The sequence below is a fragment of the Paenibacillus sp. p3-SID867 genome (assembly GCF_025142895.1).
In the GTDB taxonomy this organism is placed as follows: Bacteria; Bacillota; Bacilli; order Paenibacillales; family Paenibacillaceae; genus Paenibacillus_AQ.
The window spans coordinates 30,297-49,438 of sequence record NZ_JAMBDM010000006.1 but is presented as its reverse complement, the minus strand read 5'-3'; the positions used below and the strand labels follow the sequence as shown (position 1 = coordinate 49,438).

The following is a 19,142-nucleotide window of genomic DNA, read 5'->3' as shown; positions in this document are numbered from 1 at the left end:
ATATATTGTACCAACTGGGTGAAAAGGAGGTGGATCGCATCCGGTACTGCGAGAATCACGGTTACTGAAGATGCGGACGATACCGATGGCCCTTAAACCGAAAATGTTGATTTTTTCACACGTATCCAATCCTTCAAGCATTACGGGAGCGGAAAAGCTGCTTCTGTTCTTCTGCGGGCAGTTAGCTCCATACTTCGATTGTGTTCTGGTTGCACCGAATGAAGGCCGGTTGACCATGCTGGCCAGACAATCCGGGATTATGGTCAAAATCTACAAAATCCCATTGCTCCACAGTATCTATACACCTGGTGCCCATCTTATAAACGAAGCGGAAAAGTTAATGACAACACCTGTATTCCGTGCCTTGACAAAATGGATAGCAAATGAAGGACCTCAGGTGATCCTTACCAATACCTGCGTGCATTTTATGCCGGCGGCTGCCGGAAAACGACTCGGGATTCCCGTGCTGTGGCAGCTGACAGAAAAAATTACGGATAACGGGTATGCCCATTTCTCCACTTCGTTAATCCATCAGTACAGCAGTTGGGTCATCAGTATTTCCGAATCGGTAGCCGAGAGCTTCCCGCCGGAAGTGAGGCAGTCGAAGATGACGGTTCTTCCTCCATCCTGGAGCGAGTCTGACATTCAGCCGGAAGCATGGCCGGGATGGAGGGCCTCCTACCGGGAGAAGCTTGGGATCACATCGAACAGACCCGTAATTGGAATGATCTCGTCGTTTCTGATCGAGAGCAAAGGGGTCCATCATTTTATCGACATGGCGCTTTCGCTCAAGGATGCCTATCCGGACGCGGTCTTCCTCATTGTTGGCAGCGTGCTGGACCTGGACTATGAGAGGCTGTGCCGCGATCGAATTGCTTGGTCCGGAGCTCAGCACCGATTCATATTCGCCGGTACCCAGGATGATATCACACAGGTGTACTGTGCACTCGATGTTGTTGTTGTACCGAGTGTAGTACCGGAGGGATTCGGGTTGACGGCACTGGAGGGCCTGATGTACGGAAAACCGGTTGTTGCCTATGCCTCAGGAGGACTCCAGGAAGTGTTGACAGCTGCCGGCTGTCCGCATCTGCTAGCCGACCCAGGAAGTACGGCCTCTCTGGTGGAGAAAGTAAGGTCCATACTGGATCAGCCGGATCAGGGAGTTTCCTTGGGAATGCAGAACCGGATGCAAGCACAGGCTGTTTATGGTCCTGCGATGTACCAGGTACGAGTGAACGAAATGGTTTCCCGGTGGATGAATGAGCATCCTGAGTGGTTCCAGGCGACGGCAAGAACGGCGAAGCACCGGGCTGCTCCGACGAGACGGCATAAACAACGTAAGCGGATCCGGAAGAAACGCGGAAAAGCCGGACTGCGCCGAATAATCCCTCGCACGAGAACCAGAAGAACAGAAGGAAAACCGACCAGGCGACGGGCATCAAAGCCTAGACAACGCAGAACGTCCGCAAGGCGACGGAAGGCATAAGACGAGAGGAAAGGCAGAGCGGTCCTCAGGCTGAGACATTAAAAAGCAAGTATGCATCCACTCTGCCTCCTCACGAATACGGGAAGAATGGTCGTGCTGCGGAAAGATCGCCTTCGGATCTGTGATTAACTTGGCAAGGGAGAATCCGATATGAAAGTCATGACAATCTTGGGTACGAGGCCCGAAATTATCCGATTAAGCTTGATCATTCCTCTATTAGACCAGTATGCAACGAGGCATGTGCTCGTGCATACAGGGCAAAATTTCACGAATACCTTAAGCGGGGTGTTCTTCTCGGAGATGGGGCTCCGCAGTCCGGATTACGTCCTTCAGGACCGTCAGGCAACGCTCGGAGGCCAGCTGTCGGTCATGTTCAGCCGTATGGAAGAAATCTTGGAGCAGGAGAAGCCCGATACCGTTCTGCTGCTAGGCGATACAAACAGCGCGCTTTGCGCTGTGCTGGCTGAGCGTCTGGGATATCCCGTGGTGCATATGGAAGCGGGGAACCGCTGCTTTGATCTTGATGTGCCTGAAGAGAAGAACCGCAAAGTCATTGATGCGGTATCCTCCATCAATATGCCTTATACGAGCTACAGCAAGAATCATCTGCTTCGCGAGGGTGTGCCGAGTCAGCGTATCGTTCTGACAGGGAACCCGATCTATGAAGTCATGAAGCATTATGAAACTCAGGTCAATCAAAGCCGGATCATGGAGCAGCTGTCCTTGTCGCCTCAGCAATATTTTCTGGTCACGATACACCGCTCCGAGAATGTGGATCGACCTGAGAATTTAAAGGAAATTTTAAATGGGTTAAACGCGGTTGCGGAAACGTTCGGACACCGGCTCATATGCAGCCTTCATCCCCGGACGGCTTCGCGCCTTGAAGGGGCGAAGGAGGTTAGTCTCCATCCGCTCATTGAATTCCACGAGCCGTTTGGCTTTTTTGATTTTGTGAGGCTCGAGAAGGATGCGCTGTGTGCCATCACCGACAGCGGCACGGTACAAGAGGAATGCTGCATCATGCACGTACCCACAGTAACGGTTCGGCGGACGACGGAGCGACCGGAGACTGTGGATTGCGGAAGTAACATCGTATCCGGCTTGAGCGCCGACCGGATCCATGGAGCGGTCAAATTGATGACTCAATTGAGTCGCGACTGGAAGTGCCCGGACGGATACTTGGCGGACAATGTGTCGCGTACCGTCGTAAAATATGTGCTTGGAGGGAAAGTGAATGTTCACTAATCAACGGATTTTGGTGACTGGCGGCACAGGCTCTTGGGGACATGAACTGATCAGCCAGCTTCTGCCGCTAAATCCTAAGCAGGTCATCGTCTTTTCCAGAAGCGAGGCCACGCAAGTGGCCATGGACCGTGAGTTTGAAGATCCGAGACTCACTTTCCGAATTGGGGACATCCGCGATAAGGAAGCTCTTACGACAGCCTGCCAGGATGTTGATTACGTATTTCATCTTGCGGCGCTGAAACATGTACCTGTATGTGAAGAACATCCCTATGAAGCTCTGAAAACCAATGTAGTAGGCACGCAGCATGTCATTGAAGCAGCCATTGAAAACCAAGTGAAAAAAGTGATATATATTTCAACGGATAAAGCTGCAAATCCATCCAACTTTTACGGCATGACCAAGGCGATTGGCGAAAAGCTGATTGTGTATGCTAATCTGTTGAGTAATCATACCAAATTCGTTTGCGTGCGGGGCGGCAATGTTCTCGGAACGAACGGGAGCGTCGTTCATGTATTCAAGAATCAGATTCGGCAAAAGGGACAGATCAGCATCACCGATCACAACATGACCCGTTTCTTCCTGACCTTGAAGGACGCGATCTCTTTGCTGTTCAAGGCGTCGATTGAAAGCATAGGCGGCGAAATCTTCGTTATGACGATGCCGACCTGCCGCATCGTGGATTTGGCGGAAGTGCTTATAGAGGCTTCCGGGCGAAACGACGTCACAGTGGTTGAAACCGGAATTCGACCGGGAGAGAAGATCCATGAAATACTCATGAGTGATTTTGAAAGCCAGACAACCGTTGTTTACGATGACGAGTATTTGGTCATATTACCGACTTTAGATATTCCTGATCTGAAGGAACGGTATCAGCACCTGCCCAAAGTGTCTTTCAACAGCTTCAGCTCGGAGCATCAATTGATGACGAAGGTCGAAATACGGGATATTCTGCGCCGCGGAGGATTCTTGCCATGAAGATGCTCATTCTCGGGGGAAATGGCATGGCGGGACATATGCTTGTACAGTACTTTCAGTTATCCGGCAAGCATCATGTCTTTTATACGACCCGGGACAGAAGCGATTCACAAGGCCTGGTGCTCGATGTAACCGATATGAGTGCTGTAGAGCATATCGTGAAGGCGGTTGGGCCCGATATCATCATCAACGCCGTAGGCGTCTTGAATCAACGAGCTGAGCAAGACAAGATAAACGCGTATCATATCAATGGATTTTTACCTCATCGGTTGCGGTATTTAGCGAATAGCATTTCGGCCAGACTTATTCATATCAGCACGGATTGCGTGTTTCTGGGGACCAAGGGAGGCTATCGGGAAGATGATCTTCCCGATGGTGTGACTTCCTATGCGTTAACCAAAGCGCTGGGCGAGGTCCAAGACCCGGATCACTTGACGATTCGAACCTCGATCATCGGACCTGAAATTCGGCAGAGCGGAATCGGCCTGTTTAACTGGTTTATGAAGCAGCGAGGCGAGGTCTCCGGCTACCGGGCTGTGCTATGGAACGGTGTTACAACGCTGGAGCTTGCCAAAGCGATCGAATTCTTCATGAACAAGGACGTGGGAGGTCTCATCCATCTCGGACACCCGAATCCGGTAAGCAAATATGAGTTGCTGCTGTTGTTCAAGGACATATGGGGGAAACACGATGTGGTTGTGGTTCCGACGGATGAGTTTGTTCAGGATCGGACGCTGCGCAGCACGCGACTCGATGCAACCTATCCATTCCCGGATTATGCTCAAATGTTAAAGGAGATGTATGAATGGCAGCAGAAACCTTAACAAACAAAAAACTGCTGATCACAGGAGCCACAGGTTTTACCGGCTTACATGCTTGTGCTTATTTCGTCCGGCAGGGCTGTACGGTCGTTGCTGCCGGTCGAAATAAGAAAACGCTGGATTCGATACAAGGCGTCATTTCCGCCGAGTGTCACCTGGAGGACCGTGAACAGGTGAATGACCTTATTCAAACTAACCGTCCCGATTATATTTTACATTTAGCCGGAAAAAATTCAGCTTCGGAGTCGTGGAAGCATCCTGCTTCATATATGGAGAGTAATGTTATGGGCACCATTTATCTGCTTGAGGCTGTTCGGCAGCATTGTCCGGACAGTCGCATGGTGATGGTTGGATCCAGACTAAGCGTAGATCCCGCAAAAGGCGCGGCCGCGGTTCCTCATCCATACAGCCTTAGCAAAACCTTTGCCAGTTGGTCCGCAGCGGCCTGGCACAGCATGTTTAACCAGCATATCGTCCTTGCTGAGCCGTCCAATCTGATTGGCCCTGGAGAATCGACAGGATTCTGCACGCTGCTTGCCCGGTATATTGCAGGCTGTGAAGCGGGTAGGGGCCTGCCGCTATTCCGTATCAGTTCCCGATTCGAATCCAGGGACTTTCTGGACGTTCGGGATGCGGTAGCTGCATACGGCGTACTTCTGAAGAGCGGTTCTTCCGGCATGACGTATCCCATCGATTCAGGGAAAGAGCATACGCTTGGAGAGCTGGCTGAGCGCTTACTGAAGGAGACCGGGACGGCGGTGCCCATCGATTGGGGACCTGAATCCGCCTCGCTTTCATTGGATTCGTTAAATAAGGGGACCGGGGGGCAGCAAGGGGCCGGGCTCCTCAAAGCGCTGGGATGGAGCCCGCAATACGTCCTGGAGCAATCGCTTGCCGATATTATGGATGACGCCAGAATACAGGTGCAGTCCTCCACTTCATAAGTAAATTGAAATAAAACGCCGATGGATGTTCGTGATCTAATCGGTGTTTTTTTTGTCCATAAAATTAGGCTTGATCATCAGTAATCTTCCATGTTAAAACCTTTCAGAATACCACTTCTGCCGCAAGGTCATCCTATACGATGTTAATACACTCATTATAGAGATGGAGGATGAATCATGATTAAATCCAAGGCCCTCAACCTGACCGTCTCCACGGCATTGCTGCTGAGTATGGCTGCAGTAGCAGGATGCGGTAACGCCAACGACGGCAACACGACACGCACGAACAATGTGGACAATGGCCGTATCGGTGTGAATTCCGTACGGAACAACCAGAACGTCCGCAGCACGCAGCAGCATGACCTGACCAACCTGAAATACAGCAAAACGCTGTCGAGAAAAGTTTCGGATATCAGTGGTTTAGGTACAGCCCATGTATTCGTGACAAACCGCAATGCGTATGTATCGCTGTCCCGGGATGGCATGAACACGAACAACATCAACGGTCGTGTGACGGGTATGAGCACTGGAGCTAATCGTGCCACTGACCGTACGCTGACGGGCACGAACACCACGAATGTCAGAAACCGTACCTTCGGTACCTCAGGTACAGGCAGCGTTGGACTCCTGCAAGGAATGGCAAACGACACAAGACGTGCTGTGGACAATACGACAGGTCTTGGAACAGGTTTAGGCCGTAATGCCGATAACCGCGGCTTCGGTGTAAACGGAACGACAACCAATGGCGGATTTGGCGGCAGCAATTATAATACGTTAAACGGAACACGCACGAATGGACTGATGGGTACTAACGGAACGAACGGTACGACAAATGACACTCATATGGGAACAGGCATCAATGGCGTTCCTTATGGCACTTACAACAACAATAATATGGGTATCATGAGCAACAATCGTGAAGAGGTTCCTCAACATGTACGTCAGGAGATTACGAGCAAAATTCGCAAGACCGCTCCGCATATCAGTCAAGTATATGTTTCCACAGATGAGGATTTTTATCAGCATGCCAATCGTTTTGGAACTGACGGTAATGCAGCGAACACGGTTGGAACGCTTACGCGCGATTTCGGCACCTGGATTAACCGTGTGTTCCCACTGAACCTTGGCGGTCGTGACGGCATGAACGATACCCGCGGCAACCTGATGAAGAATGATACGGATGACGGTTGGTTTGGCGGTAATCGGAACAGCCGGTAAAACCTCTATACCAAAAGGAGCTGCTCTTTAGGAATGAAATCATCCCTAAAAAGGCAGCTCCTTTGCTATGTCTGCTATAAGTAATAATCAATCAGGATTAATGTTTGCGTTGTCCTTGAATCCAGACGCCTTGAAGCTCCAGATCACTTGAAAGCATCAGCACATCGGCAAGCTTGCCGGCTTCAAGAGAGCCTGTAAGATCTGCGATGCCGATCTTTGCGGCGGGATTAAGACTTCCAACGCGGGAAGCCTGCTCAATGCTTAACCCAACCTCTCGGACCAACAGCTGAAAGCCTTTGATCATCGTCAGCGTACTGCCAGCCAGGCTGTCTCGGTTGCTCTTGAGCGTGGCGATGCCGTTCTCGACAACAACCGGCAGGTCACCAATCGTATATTCGCCGTCAGCCATACCGGTAGCGGACATCGCGTCGGTAATCAGAATCAGATTTCCTTCTTGCTTCATGCGGGACAGAATCCGAATGGCTGCGGGGTGGACATGGATACCGTCAGCGATAATCTCGCAGCTTAAGCGATCATCACTGAGCATCGCGCCCACCACGCCAGGCTTGCGGTGGTGCAATCCTGTCATCGCATTGAACGTATGCACGCCATGGCTAAGACCTGCTTCAACGGCGGCTTCGACTTCCTCATAGGTGGCATCTGTATGCCCCAAGGCGGCTACGATTCCGTGGGTGTTCAGCCAAGAGATAGCCTCTAGTGCTCCCTCGCGCTCGGGTGCGAGCGTCACCTGGCGGACCAGGCCAGGGTAAGTGGATACCCACTCTTCCAGCCAATCGATATTAGCGTGGACGATATGCTCCGGATTTTGTGCGCCGGGCCATTTCGGGCTGATAAAAGGGCCTTCCAGATGTACGCCCACCAGTCTTGTGTAAGGCATGCCTTGGCTCTGGTAGTCGTTAACTTCTTGCAGCACATGGTCGATGGCTGCCTTAGGGGCCGTCATCGTGGTAGCAAGCATGGCCGTTGTTCCCTGGGAGCTGTGGAACGACGTGATTTTATCCAGGACATCCTTGGAGGCATCCATGAAATCTTCACCGTTACCCCCATGTACGTGGATATCAATAAAACCGGGAATAATGTACCCATCCGGTTGATGGATCACTTCCGCTGCGGCCAGCTTCAGATCGGCAGGGAGCCCGGAAGCATCACCGGCGTAGGAGATGCTCTCACCTTGAATCGCCAGCACGCCGTCTTCGCAGATGCCGTTTGGCGTCAGGACTTGACCATACAGCAATTGGACAGATTCTTTTCGTTCGCCGCTCATACCAGCAGTCTCCCTGCACCTTGATCCAAAAGGACAACCACGTTCGGATGACATTGAAGCAGCGATGCCGGACATTCTGTGGTAATCGGTCCTTTCAATGCACGGTGAACAATTTCCGCTTTATCCTCACCACGGACGAGGAGAAGAATTTGCCGGGCTTTCAAGATCGTGGCAACGCCCATCGTAATCGCATGGGTTGGCACATCATCCAGGGTAGGGAAGAATCTTGCATTGGCGTTGCGTGTTTTCTCTTGCAGCTCAACCACATGCGTACCCCCACTCAAGGCTTCGCCAGGTTCGTTAAAACCGATGTGTCCGTTATGTCCAAGGCCGAGAAGCTGGAGATCAACCGGGCCGAATTCTTCCAGCATTTTATCGTAATTCAGGCATTCTGATTCCGGATCGGCAGCATTTCCGTTCGGCACATGGGTCCGTTCGATCTGGATGTCCACATGATTGAAGAACTTCTCATTCATGAAAGTGCGGTAGCTCTCGGGATGGTTCTCGGGAAGGCCTACATATTCGTCCAGATTATATGTTGTGGTCTGGGCGAAGCTGACCAGGCCCTGACGATTCATTTCAATCAGTTTGGCATAGAGCCCGACCGGTGTGCTTCCTGTAGCCAGTCCCAGCTTAGCGCGCGGATTGGTGTGAATCAGGCTGGAGATCAGGTTAGCGCCTGTTTGCACAAATTGTTCTTCATCGCGGAATGTGTAAATATTCATTGGTTATTGTCCTCCTCGGCTTTTGCGATAGTTTTGAACATTAAGATATGATTGCTCCAGACGGGGAACATACGTAGAGAAGTCCCGACTGGCCATACCCATGAACAGGATGTCAATAATGTGAAGCTGAGCGATACGCGAAGCCATGTCTCCCCGGCGCATTCCTTCCTCTAATGAAGATGAATACAGTGTGATGTCTGCCAGAGCGGAGATGGCGCTGCTTCGGTACGACGTGATGCTGATCGTGAAGGCGCCGGCGTCTTTGGCACAAGTCAACGCATCGATGGTCTCCGGTGTTTCGCCGGAGTATGAAACAGCAACGGCAACATCGCTTGAAGTCAGGGTAGAGGCTGATGTGATTTGCATATGCGAATCTGCGAAAGCCGTGCAGTTTTTGCCGATCCGGATCAGCTTCTGGTAGAAGTCCTGTGCCACAATGGAAGAGGTAGCCACTCCGTACAGATCAATGCGCTTCGCGCGGCATAGGGCATCCACGGCTCGCTCCAGCTGACCCAGATCGAGCAGCTCTGTCGTATCCCGTATCGAAGTCAGATGATTGGATTCAATCGCCTCGACGATGCCGGCAAGCGCGTTGCCGGCAACGATATCCTGATAGCGCGTATTTCCCGTGCGTGAGGCCATTTCGGCATGAGCGATCTCGGCGGCGAGCTTGAGCTTAAAATCAGGATACCCTTTACACTGAAAGTTCTTACAAAAACGGGTTACGGTGGCAGCGCTGACCTCACACTGCTCTGCAAGATCTTTAATGCCCATATGCACAATCTCGGATGGAGCTGTCAAAATAAACTCTGCGAGCCGTCGTTCCTGACGGGGCAGACTTTCCTTTTCGACAGAAATAATATGCAAGATTGGTGTCATCACAAGCCTCCTTCAAGGTTCCCGGTGAGCTTATTGCCTGGGCATAACGAATGGGATTCCAATTCTGAAAATAATTTTTATAAATATGAAAAAATAAAGAAAATTATTTTTACACCATCATCATAGACCAACCCTCGAGAGGAAGCAAGGACAAAAATCGCCAATACGGGCCAATCGCCCAAATTGTTCGCCTCTTTCGCACCTTCCCCCCTCATCTTACATAAGATGAGTTGACTGTATCCCTTACCCTTGTTAGACCACACATACCCGGGCAAGGAGGGGTGACACCATTGAAGGGGACCGACCATAACAGCAAGTTCTTGTTAACCCACCGTGAACGCGAAGTGTTTGAATTGCTAGTGCAGGACAAAACGACTCGCGATATCGCCGGGCAGTTGTTTATTAGCGAAAAGACGGTGCGTAACCACATCTCCAATGTCATGCAGAAATTAAACGTCAAGGGCCGTTCGCAAGCTGTCGTTGAGTTGATAAAACTCGGTGAGTTGAAGATCTGACACCATGCCGGTTGCATGAACGAAAGCACAGCGAAAGCCTTCCTTCCCGTAGCAACGGGAGTGAGAAGGCTTTTTTGTGTTTTCATTGCGGAAATTCGGTTATATTCTGTGATTGGAAATGGGCAGGAACCGCCATGACAAATACAAGATATGTTAAAATGTTCGCAAATGTATTAATGTAGTAACGTCGTTTATACGTGATCATGGAGTGTAAATCTGCTAATCGTTTTTTAGCTATTTTGTACAAATAGCCTGCACATGTCGGAGGTGAAATAAACATGGGATGGATGATCGGGATGATGACTGGAGCCGTTCTAGTCCTTCTTGCAGTTGTATGGTTCAGACGCAAGAAAAGAAGCGGAAGGGAGCGTAATGTTATCCATCTGAACACAACAACGCGAACCCACAGCGGTCAGCACGGACAAGCATGCAGTAAATGCCGGCGCAAGCGACAATTAATCTTTTATGCTGATGACGCCGGCGCCGTAAGAGGGCTGTGCACCGATTGCAAAAGAGAGCTTGAGCGGCATCAGGAATTATATCCGGTATAGTATGCTTGGCTGTATATGAGAGGAAGTGCAAGGGGAAACTAACCTTTCGCATTTCCTCTTTTTTGAGTAATAAAGTACATATGCCTTGGACCTTTGCGGAAGGGCGAGGACTCCCTAACTTCAACAAGATTGTGTATAGTGAATTACAGTTCCAAATCGAAAGGGAGTGCAGAACTTGAACAGGTTTGGCAGGCTGAATACACTGCGGAATCAAATCTTCCTTGGATTTATGCTGGTGATGGTGATCGTATTGGCATTGGTCGGGGTGTTTGTATATGATCAGGTTTCGGCTTTGCTGCGTAACAGTGCGGAGAAGCATATTCAGCAGACGGCCGTTCAGGCCACGGGGAAGCTGGATGCGCTGCTCAAGCAGGTGGATACGCTGACGGCCCAAGTCTCGACGAACGCAACGGTTCAGCGCTTTCTGGCGCAGGAGACCGCAGGCAAGCCGATAACATTCGGTGAACGGCAGTCTCTTCAACAGGAGGTTCGTAAATATGAAGCCTATGCTACGGGCATCCGGTCGCTGGAATTATATACGAAGGATTATCGGCGGCTGTTTCCGCTGGATGAAGGAAGTCTGACCAGCCGGGTCAGGGGCGATTGGATTGCTGCAGCAGACCAGGGCATGGGGAAGCTGGTATGGTTCGGTCAGGATCCCCGGGATTCGGATGTGGTGGTAGCGGTACGGAGAATTCGGCTGATTGACCATTCCTTTGCCCACGGCGGGTACTTGCTCGTGAAGCTGGAGAAGGACTATTTTGCACTGGCGGACTCTGCAGGCGGCATGGGCAGCGATTCGCGTGAAACGATGGGATTGTTTGATCAGGCGGGGAATGAAATCTCGTCGGATTTTGCCACCGTGGTGGATGCGAAGGAGGTTTTGCACCGCGAAGGGGAGACGGTTACGGTCGGCCATGAGGACTACATTGCCGTACAGAAACAGTCTGAGGCCACGGGCTGGAACCTGGTCATCCTGACGCCTGTCGACTATACGACGGAGGGGATATCAGTGCTGCGGACCGCGATCATCGTATCCGGGGGCGTGGGTGCGCTGCTGTTTCTGTTCTTAAGCTTTATACTGACCACGATGATCATCCGGCCGATTTTGAATCTGATCAAAGCCATGCGCGGCGTGAGACTGGGAACGCTGAGGCCCATTGCCGTCACCTCGAAGACGATGGAGATCAACGAGCTTAACAATTCGTACAACCAGATGGTGGATTCGCTGAACGAATTAATCGAGGTTGTGTATCAGAAGGAGATCATTCAGAGCCGGACAGAACTTAAAGCGCTGCAGGCTCAGATCAATCCGCACTTTCTTTTTAACACATTGGAAGCGTTTTACTGGGCGCTGGATGATCAAGGGGAAGAAGAGCTGGCCCAAATCGTGGTCGCGATGTCCGGCTTATTCCGTTACGTCATTAACCGCAAAGACGAGGATGAGTGGGTATCGGTCCGGGACGAGCTGGATCATGCCGAGCGTTATTTGATGATTATGAAAATGCGGATGCTGGACCGGTTATCCTGGAAAATCGAGGCGGATGAAGCCAGCAAAAACGTGCCGATTCCGAAGCTGCTGATTCAGCCGATCGTGGAAAATGCGATTCTCCACGGAGTTGAGCAGCGATTGGGTCCGGGCACCGTTATTGTACGGGCGAAGGCCTCGGATCACCCGGGATTTACGGTCATTTCGGTTAGCGATGACGGCCCGGGAATGGACGAGGAGACGGTGGCCTCTCTGTATTCCTCCATGGAAAAGGGATACGCGGAATCTTCTAAAAAAAGCGGTGTTGGCATTGCCAATGTAGAGCAACGAATCCGGTTGTATTATGCTTCCGGGCAAGCCGGCCTGCGTATTCACAGCGTGGTGGGTCAGGGAACGACGATCTCATTTCAAATTCCGAATGATTTTCAGGCTAATGGTGGGGAGGGGGAACAGCATGAAAACGATACTGATCGTGGATGATGAGCCGAGAACGAGGGAAGGGGTAAGGAAGACGCTGGAGGCATGGTCGTCGGGTCGCTGCAGAATCGTGACGGCTTCAAGCGGCGTAGAGGCGCTGGAGTGGCTGCAGGATCAGGTGGCTCATCTGGTGGTGACGGACATCCGCATGCCGGAAATCGGGGGACTTGAGCTCATTGAGAGATTGCATGAACTAGAGCATCCGCCGGTCATTATCGTCATATCCGGTTATTCGGAATTTGATTATGCCCGTAAAGCGCTGCAATACGGCGTCGTGGATTATCTCCTAAAGCCGCTGGATAAGCGGAAGCTGGTAACTGCGGTCGAGTCGGCCCTGGAACGCCAGGAAAAAATTGATCGGATTGAGCGGATGGAGAAACTGGTGGATCCCAAGCTCCTCGAGGCGGCGCAGCTGGATAAGGGCTACAGCATTCAGGTGCAGGAAGCGCTGAAGTACGTGGATCAGCACCTTCAGGAATCGGTATCGCTTAAGGAAGTAGCAGAAGTGCTTCACCTGAATTCCAGTTATTTCAGCGTGTTATTCAAAGAGCAAACCGGACTCACCTTCAGCGAATATTTAACGCGTCGCAGGGTACAGCGGGCCAAGGAGCTGCTGGCGGGCACATCGCTGCCTGTCGCGGAAATTGCGGAGAAAGTGGGATACCAAACGGCGAAATATTTCGTGAAAGTGTTCCGTGACCTTGAGGAGGTAAGCCCGAGTCAATACCGCCACAGCGTATCCGATAGCGGAGAGGAAATCCAATAAAAGTGGAATTAGTCCCAATCATTATGACCTTATACATTCATCCCCTCACTGATAAAATTTGATTAAAGCGGTTTCAATACGCGAACAGCATACTAGAAAAGGGGTTGTAAACGTGTTCAACAAAAAATGGACGGTTCTGCTTCTAACATTGTGTCTCGCTCTGGTTGCGGCTGGTTGTGGATCGAGCAACAGCAGCACGGGGGATTCCGGAAGCAGTGGCAGCGAAGGCGATAAAGTTACGGTAAACTTCATGCACTTATGGCCAGCGGGCGTTTCCGCAGGGCAGAACAAAATCGTGAATCAGATCATCGAAGAATATCAAAAAGAGAATCCAAACGTGACGATCAAACAGGAAGTTCTGGATAATGAACAATACAAAAACAAATTGAAAGTGCTTTCCGCATCAAACGAGCTTCCGGACGTAGGGGTAACCTGGGCAGCCGGATTCCTGAAGCCTTATGTCGAAGGCAAACTGTTTGCACCGGTAGATGATTTGCTGGGCGGTCAGCTTAATGGCAAGTTCGTAGCCGGCACGACCGAGGCTTATGCCATTGACGGCAAAACGTATGCGCTTCCACTCGAGTTCAATATCGCTCCGGTATACTACAACAAAGCGATATTCGAGCAGCATAATCTGGCGATTCCGCAAACCTACGAAGAATTCAAAAATGTCGTGAAAACGCTGTCCGATAACGGGATTGCTCCGATCGCACTGGGCAACAAGGATCGCTGGACCGGATCCCTCTGGTACATGTACCTGGCAGACCGGATCGGCGGACAAGAAGCGCTTGCTGGTGCAATCAGCGGATCAGGTTCCTTCAAGGATGAATCACTTGTAAAGGCAGCCGCCGAAGTTCAATCGCTGGTAGATGGCAATGCGTTTGTCAAAGGGTTCAACGGCTTGTCCAACGAGGAAGCGAAATCCGAATTCCTGAACGGCAAAGCGGCCATGTACATGATGGGAACCTGGGAACTGCCAAACTTCACGACCAATGAAGAGATTCCGCAAGAATTCCGCGACAGCGTCGGATTCTTCAAATTCCCGACGGTTGAAGGCGGAAAAGGCGACATTAACAGCTGGGTTGGTGGACCGGGCGTTGGCTTGTTCATCGGCGAAAACTCCAAGGTAAAAGAGGAGTCCAAGAAGTTCGTTGAGTATTTCGTAACCAAATGGGGTGAGCAGTCCGTCACAGGCGCAGGCGTTATTCCGGCAACGAAAGTGGATACCTCGACGCTTGAGCTTCCACAGCTGTACATCGATCTGTTTGATGAAATGAATCAAGCAAGCAGCATTACCTTGTTCGCGGATGTACAAATGGAGGCCAATGCCGCCGAGACGCATCTGAACATGATTCAGGCACTCTTCGGCAAAGCCGTAACACCGGAGAAATTTTCCGAGGAGCATGATGCAGCGATTTCCAAAGGTAAGTAAGACTCTTTAGGACAACGAAGAAACAGGACCCTGATGTATCCGGGCAGCGATGCCGGATACATCTTTCCTCTAGACCATAGGAAGAAAGGAGTCGGACACTTTGGATAAAGTGATGTCCAACAAAAAAATCATCGCGCTGTATGTACTGCCTGCACTGCTTGTGATTATGGCCGTCGTCTATATTCCAATCGTACTCACCGCCTATTATGGACTGAACGAATGGAACGGAATCGGTGCGATGACCTTTATCGGACTCGATAACTACCAGGCTCTGCTTACGGACGGCAAGTTCTGGGACAGTGCGTGGCACTCCCTGCTGTTAGCCGTATTCTCGGCTGCAAGCCTGATTATCTACCTGGCTGTTGCGATGGTGCTGGCCTCCAAGATCAAGGGCGCCAACCTGTTCCGTAAAATCTATCTCATCCCCATGCTGCTGTCCTCCGTTGCGATCGCGCAGCTGTGGCTGCGCATTTACCACCCGACGAACGGGATTGTGAACAGCTTCCTGGAATCCATTGGGATCACGAACCCGCCGGCATGGCTCGCTGAGCCGTCGCTTGTCTTGTTCGCTTTGTTTATTCCTATTCTGTGGCAGTATGCCGGTTTCTATATCTTGATCTATTATGCAGCTTTGAAGAATATCCCGGCATCGCTGGTGGAAGCAGCCAAGATCGACGGGGCGACTTCCCTGCAAATTGCGTTCCGGATCAAGCTTCCACTCATTATGGAAGTGATTAAGGTGACGATCGTGCTGGCGGTGGTAGGTTCCTTGAAATATTTCGACCTCATCTTTGTTATGACGGACGGGGGGCCTAACGGCGCAAGTGAAGTGATGGCGTCCTACATGTATCACACGGCTTTCCGCGCTTATGATTTCGGTTACGGCAGCGCGATCGGGTTCTTCCTGCTGGTGATCTGTCTGATCGTAACGTGGGTCATACGGAAATTAACGGCATCGAAAGAATCGATCCAATATTCATAAGGAGGAATGCTTCATGATATCCGGAGCCACAGGACAGCTCCAAGACGGGCGCGCCCGGTCCGGAAACGGAGTGGGAGGCAAGCTGGGTTACGCGCTGCTGTATATCGTGCTGATCGGCGTTGCCGTATTCCAGCTGTTCCCGCTCTTATGGCTGCTGCTGTTCTCATTAAAAAACAATCAGGAAGTCTTCGATCTTCCTCCGCTGTCCCTTCCGATGAATCCGCGCTGGGAGAATTACGAGAAGGTATGGAGTGCCGGCAACATCAGCGTTTATTTTCTGAACAGCATTTGGATCACCGTTGTCGCCACTGCGCTCACGGTCATTCTGGGAAGTCTCGTTACCTTCGCGATTACGAGAATGAAGTGGAAGGGCAGCTCCTTCGTCCTCGGATTATTTATGGTTGCCATGATGATTCCGGTTCACTCCACCTTGATTCCGCTGTTCAGCATTTTCAACAAGGTTGGCCTGACCGATCATCCCGTTTCTTTGATATTGTCGTACGTGGCTTTCAATATGCCGATTACCATTATGATTCTGCTCGGGTTCTATTACACGCTGCCGAAGGAAGTGGAAGAGGCGGCGGTTATGGACGGCTGCTCGGTTCACCGGGTTTTCTTCCGGATCGTGCTTCCGATGACGGGATCGGTGCTGGCGACGACTGCCATCATTAACATGATCTACAACTGGAACGAATTTATTTTCGTGAATACGTTCATCAGCTCGGACATGTTCAAGACGCTCACCGTCGGCGTGCAGAACTTTATCGGACAATACACAACCGATTGGGGTGCGATTGGCGCAACCTTGATGATCAGTATTTTGCCAATTCTGCTGATGTTCCTGTTCCTCAGCGATCGTATCGTGGAAGGCATCGCTGCTGGTTCGGTGAAAGGTTAAGTTTCATAGAACTCATCCATTTCCGGTATAAAACATACGAGCCGCTTCAAGGAGACTTCTTGAAGCGGCTCGTTTTGCTTTAAATGATGTTGATTCAATCCTCTGTCTTTAAACCCATCCCAGTGCCCGGGCCAACTGAGTGACCAGGAAGGTAACGCCGATGGCGATGGCCGTCGGGATGGCAAAGGACAGGAACGTCCACTTCGCGCTTTTCGTTTCCTTCCAGATGTTGACGAGCGTGGTTCCGCATGGATAATGAAGCAGCGAGAACAGCATCATGTTCAGTGCGGTCAGCCAGGTCCAGCCTTGGTCCAGGAAGATTTGCTTGAGGGCAAACATATCGGTAACCTCGGTCAGGGACCCCGTAGCCAAATATCCCATCAGCAGGATCGGCAGCACGATTTCATTGGCGGGAAGGCCGATGATAAAGGCCATCAGAATGAAGCCATCGAGTCCGAGAGCGCGCGCAAACGGATCGAGAAATTCAACGAAATGAATCAGAATGCTGGCATCGCCAATATAGATGTTGGCAAGCACCCAGGTGAGGACGCCAGCAGGCGCCGCTACGATAATGGCCCTGCGCAGTACATAGAGGGTTTTATCCAGAGTCGACCGGAGAATGGTATTCAGTATCTTCGGTTTACGGTATGGAGGCAGCTCCAGCGTGTAGTGGGAAGGAATGCCTTTCAAGGCGGTTTTGGATAGACCCCATGATACCGTGAGCGTGACAACGACACCGATCAGCACCATGCCCATAACAACGGAAGCCGTTACGAGCGTCTGGGCTCCTCCCGAGAAACCTGCAGCCATGAACAAGGAGGCCAGCAGGATCAGGGTCGGCCAGCGACCGTTGCAGGGCACGAAGTTATTGGTCAGAATGGCGAGCATTCGCTCGCGAGGCGACTCGATGATCCGGGTTGACATAATGGCCGCCGCATTGCAGCCGAATCCCATCGCCATGGTGAGGGACTGCTTGCCGTGCGCACCCGTTTTTTTGAACAGGCGGTCCAGGTTAAAGGCTACCCGAGGCAAATAGCCATAGTTCTCCAGCAGCGCAAAGGCTGGAAAGAAGATGGCCATGGGAGGTAGCATGACACTGACAACCCAGGAGGTCCCCCGGAACAATCCGAGAATCAGCACGCCATAGAGCCAATCGGGAGCATGAAGGGCCTGAAAGGCTATCGTCAGATATCCTTCGATCCAGCCAAAGAAACTTGCCAACATGGAAGAAGGCACGTTAGCCCCTGCGATCGTTAAGTAAAAAATAACGCCGAGCATGGCCAGCATGATCGGAAACCCCCACAGCTTGGAGGTGAAGATGCGGTCCAGACGCTCGGAACGGTACAGAAGCTCCCGGTTGGTCACGGTGACGGCTTCGCTGCACAGCTCGCGGGATTTTTTGAATAACTCACCCACGATGTCTTCCCGAACATCCTCTACCTGCTCAGCAGGAATGGCGGCTGTTAGAGCTTCCAAGCGCTTTAGCTGTTCCAAGCGAAATCCCCCCTTTATCCGAAGTCTTTAATCGTTCTTTCAGCGTGGCGATTAGCTTCCGGTCTCCATCGAGAAAACGGATCGCCAGCCATCTGGCTGGATATTCGTCACCGAAAATGTCTCGTAATTCGGACTCCAGGCCGGAAATTTGCGATTCCAGCTGTTCGTTATATTTCATCCGATACGGCGTAGTCGGAGTCTGCCCTGTACACATGAGAAGCAGCTGCTCGGACAGGGTATCCAGCCCTTCGTTGTTTCTGGCCGAAATCGGAATGACGGGAACGCCGAGCTGATCCGCCAGCTTGCGTGTATTAATCTTGATTCCTTTTTTCTTCGCTTCGTCCATCAGATTCAGGCAGACGATGACCCGGTCGGTCATTTCCAGCACTTGCAGTGCGAGATTAAGGCTTCTTTCCAGCGCCGTAGAATCCAGAACCAGCAGGGTAACGTCCGGTTTCTCAAAAATAATATAATCGCGCGCCACTTCTTCATCGGCCGAGTTGGAGAACAAGGAGTATGTCCCGGGCAGATCGATAAATTGGAAGCGGGTGTCTTTGTAATCGTAATGGCCGCTTGCGAGACTGACTGTTTTGCCGGACCAGTTGCCGGTGTGCTGCTTCAGGCCGGTGAGTGCATTAAACAGCGTGCTTTTTCCCGTGTTCGGGTTGCCAGCCAGCGCGACGGTAAAAGTTCTCATGATGACATCACCTTACCCCAGATTAACTGACTTTCTTCTTTTCTTAATGCAATGACGGTACCTGCTACTCTATAAGAGGTGGGGTCACCGAGCGGGCTGGCTTTCAGCACTTCGATAACGGAGCCCGGAACGAATCCGAGGTCCAGAAGCCGTCGTTTATGCTCTCCGCGGATATCCACCTGTTCAATCAGAAAACGCTCGCCGAGCGCTGCCTGATGCAAATGCTGCCGATATTTTGTCTCATCCATAAAGTTTAACCTCT

At 51.3% G+C, this 19,142-nt stretch carries 19 protein-coding genes; 13 read left to right on the top strand and 6 right to left on the bottom strand.

Annotation, left to right across the window (positions count from 1 at the left end):
• Positions 1–85 precede the first annotated feature (85 nt).
• From M4D81_RS13800 to M4D81_RS13775, 6 genes are all read left to right on the top strand, one after another.
• On the top strand, positions 86–1,486 hold the full coding sequence (locus tag M4D81_RS13800; protein ID WP_260066923.1) for a glycosyltransferase family 4 protein: 1,401 nt from the start codon (positions 86–88) through the stop codon (positions 1,484–1,486).
• A gap of 150 nt (positions 1,487–1,636) precedes the next feature.
• On the top strand, positions 1,637–2,731 hold the full coding sequence (gene wecB, locus M4D81_RS13795) for a non-hydrolyzing UDP-N-acetylglucosamine 2-epimerase (RefSeq protein WP_071223474.1): 1,095 nt from the start codon (positions 1,637–1,639) through the stop codon (positions 2,729–2,731).
• A complete protein-coding gene (locus M4D81_RS13790) occupies positions 2,721–3,707 on the top strand; it encodes a polysaccharide biosynthesis protein (protein ID WP_260066922.1) in 987 nt (328 codons plus the stop codon). The genes wecB and M4D81_RS13790 overlap by 11 nt, the downstream gene beginning before the upstream one ends.
• Entirely contained in the window at positions 3,704–4,531 is an 828-nt protein-coding gene (locus tag M4D81_RS13785; RefSeq protein WP_260066921.1) for an SDR family oxidoreductase, read from the top strand. The genes M4D81_RS13790 and M4D81_RS13785 overlap by 4 nt, the downstream gene beginning before the upstream one ends.
• Positions 4,513–5,472, top strand: a complete 960-nt coding sequence (locus M4D81_RS13780) for an NAD-dependent epimerase/dehydratase family protein (protein WP_260066920.1) — start codon at positions 4,513–4,515, stop codon at positions 5,470–5,472. Before M4D81_RS13785 ends, M4D81_RS13780 begins: the two co-directional genes overlap by 19 nt.
• Before the next feature lie 177 nt (positions 5,473–5,649).
• Entirely contained in the window at positions 5,650–6,690 is a 1,041-nt protein-coding gene (locus M4D81_RS13775) for a YhcN/YlaJ family sporulation lipoprotein (protein ID WP_071223470.1), read from the top strand.
• A 97-nt stretch (positions 6,691–6,787) separates the two neighbouring features.
• On the opposite strand, the gene nagA is transcribed toward M4D81_RS13775, so the two are convergent.
• The 3 genes from nagA to M4D81_RS13760 are packed head-to-tail and all read right to left on the bottom strand — an operon-like array spanning position 6,788 to position 9,579.
• Entirely contained in the window at positions 6,788–7,975 is a 1,188-nt protein-coding gene (gene nagA / locus M4D81_RS13770) for an N-acetylglucosamine-6-phosphate deacetylase (protein WP_260066919.1), read from the bottom strand.
• On the bottom strand, positions 7,972–8,700 hold the full coding sequence (nagB, locus tag M4D81_RS13765; RefSeq protein ID WP_260066918.1) for a glucosamine-6-phosphate deaminase: 729 nt from the start codon (positions 8,698–8,700) through the stop codon (positions 7,972–7,974). Before nagB ends, nagA begins: the two co-directional genes overlap by 4 nt.
• Positions 8,701–8,703: 3 nt before the next feature.
• Positions 8,704–9,579 (bottom strand): MurR/RpiR family transcriptional regulator, encoded by an 876-nt coding sequence (locus M4D81_RS13760; RefSeq protein ID WP_260066917.1) that lies wholly within the window; start codon positions 9,577–9,579, stop codon positions 8,704–8,706.
• Positions 9,580–9,869: 290 nt separating this feature from the next.
• Here M4D81_RS13760 and M4D81_RS13755 point away from each other — a divergent pair, with 290 nt between their 5' ends.
• From M4D81_RS13755 to M4D81_RS13725, 7 genes are all read left to right on the top strand, one after another.
• Positions 9,870–10,094 (top strand): helix-turn-helix domain-containing protein, encoded by a 225-nt coding sequence (locus M4D81_RS13755; protein WP_006208732.1) that lies wholly within the window; start codon positions 9,870–9,872, stop codon positions 10,092–10,094.
• A 278-nt stretch (positions 10,095–10,372) separates the two neighbouring features.
• Positions 10,373–10,645: a hypothetical protein gene (locus M4D81_RS13750; RefSeq protein ID WP_260066916.1), complete on the top strand. Its 273-nt coding sequence runs from the start codon at positions 10,373–10,375 to the stop codon at positions 10,643–10,645.
• A 175-nt stretch (positions 10,646–10,820) separates the two neighbouring features.
• Positions 10,821–12,614, top strand: a complete 1,794-nt coding sequence (locus M4D81_RS13745) for a cache domain-containing sensor histidine kinase (RefSeq protein ID WP_260066915.1) — start codon at positions 10,821–10,823, stop codon at positions 12,612–12,614.
• Entirely contained in the window at positions 12,589–13,377 is a 789-nt protein-coding gene (locus M4D81_RS13740) for a response regulator transcription factor (protein WP_071223463.1), read from the top strand. The genes M4D81_RS13745 and M4D81_RS13740 overlap by 26 nt, the downstream gene beginning before the upstream one ends.
• A gap of 112 nt (positions 13,378–13,489) precedes the next feature.
• Positions 13,490–14,809, top strand: a complete 1,320-nt coding sequence (locus M4D81_RS13735; RefSeq protein WP_260066914.1) for an extracellular solute-binding protein — start codon at positions 13,490–13,492, stop codon at positions 14,807–14,809.
• A 100-nt stretch (positions 14,810–14,909) separates the two neighbouring features.
• Positions 14,910–15,791 (top strand): carbohydrate ABC transporter permease, encoded by an 882-nt coding sequence (locus M4D81_RS13730; RefSeq protein ID WP_260066913.1) that lies wholly within the window; start codon positions 14,910–14,912, stop codon positions 15,789–15,791.
• 13 nt (positions 15,792–15,804) lie between these two features.
• Positions 15,805–16,689, top strand: a complete 885-nt coding sequence (locus tag M4D81_RS13725) for a carbohydrate ABC transporter permease (protein ID WP_260066912.1) — start codon at positions 15,805–15,807, stop codon at positions 16,687–16,689.
• 108 nt (positions 16,690–16,797) lie between these two features.
• Here the strand turns inward: M4D81_RS13725 and M4D81_RS13720 are convergent, their stop codons facing one another.
• From M4D81_RS13720 to M4D81_RS13710, 3 genes are read right to left on the bottom strand one after another with little or no spacing between them, the layout of a single operon-like run.
• On the bottom strand, positions 16,798–18,183 hold the full coding sequence (locus M4D81_RS13720) for a nucleoside recognition domain-containing protein (RefSeq protein ID WP_260066911.1): 1,386 nt from the start codon (positions 18,181–18,183) through the stop codon (positions 16,798–16,800).
• The gene (locus M4D81_RS13715; RefSeq protein WP_260066910.1) at positions 18,134–18,880 is read right to left on the bottom strand and encodes a FeoB small GTPase domain-containing protein; all 747 of its coding nucleotides are present in this window, start codon (positions 18,878–18,880) and stop codon (positions 18,134–18,136) included. Before M4D81_RS13715 ends, M4D81_RS13720 begins: the two co-directional genes overlap by 50 nt.
• Positions 18,877–19,128 carry a FeoA family protein gene (locus M4D81_RS13710; protein WP_127589552.1) on the bottom strand — a complete coding sequence of 84 codons (252 nt, stop codon included), beginning with the start codon at positions 19,126–19,128 and terminating at the stop codon, positions 18,877–18,879. Before M4D81_RS13710 ends, M4D81_RS13715 begins: the two co-directional genes overlap by 4 nt.
• Positions 19,129–19,142 lie beyond the last annotated feature (14 nt).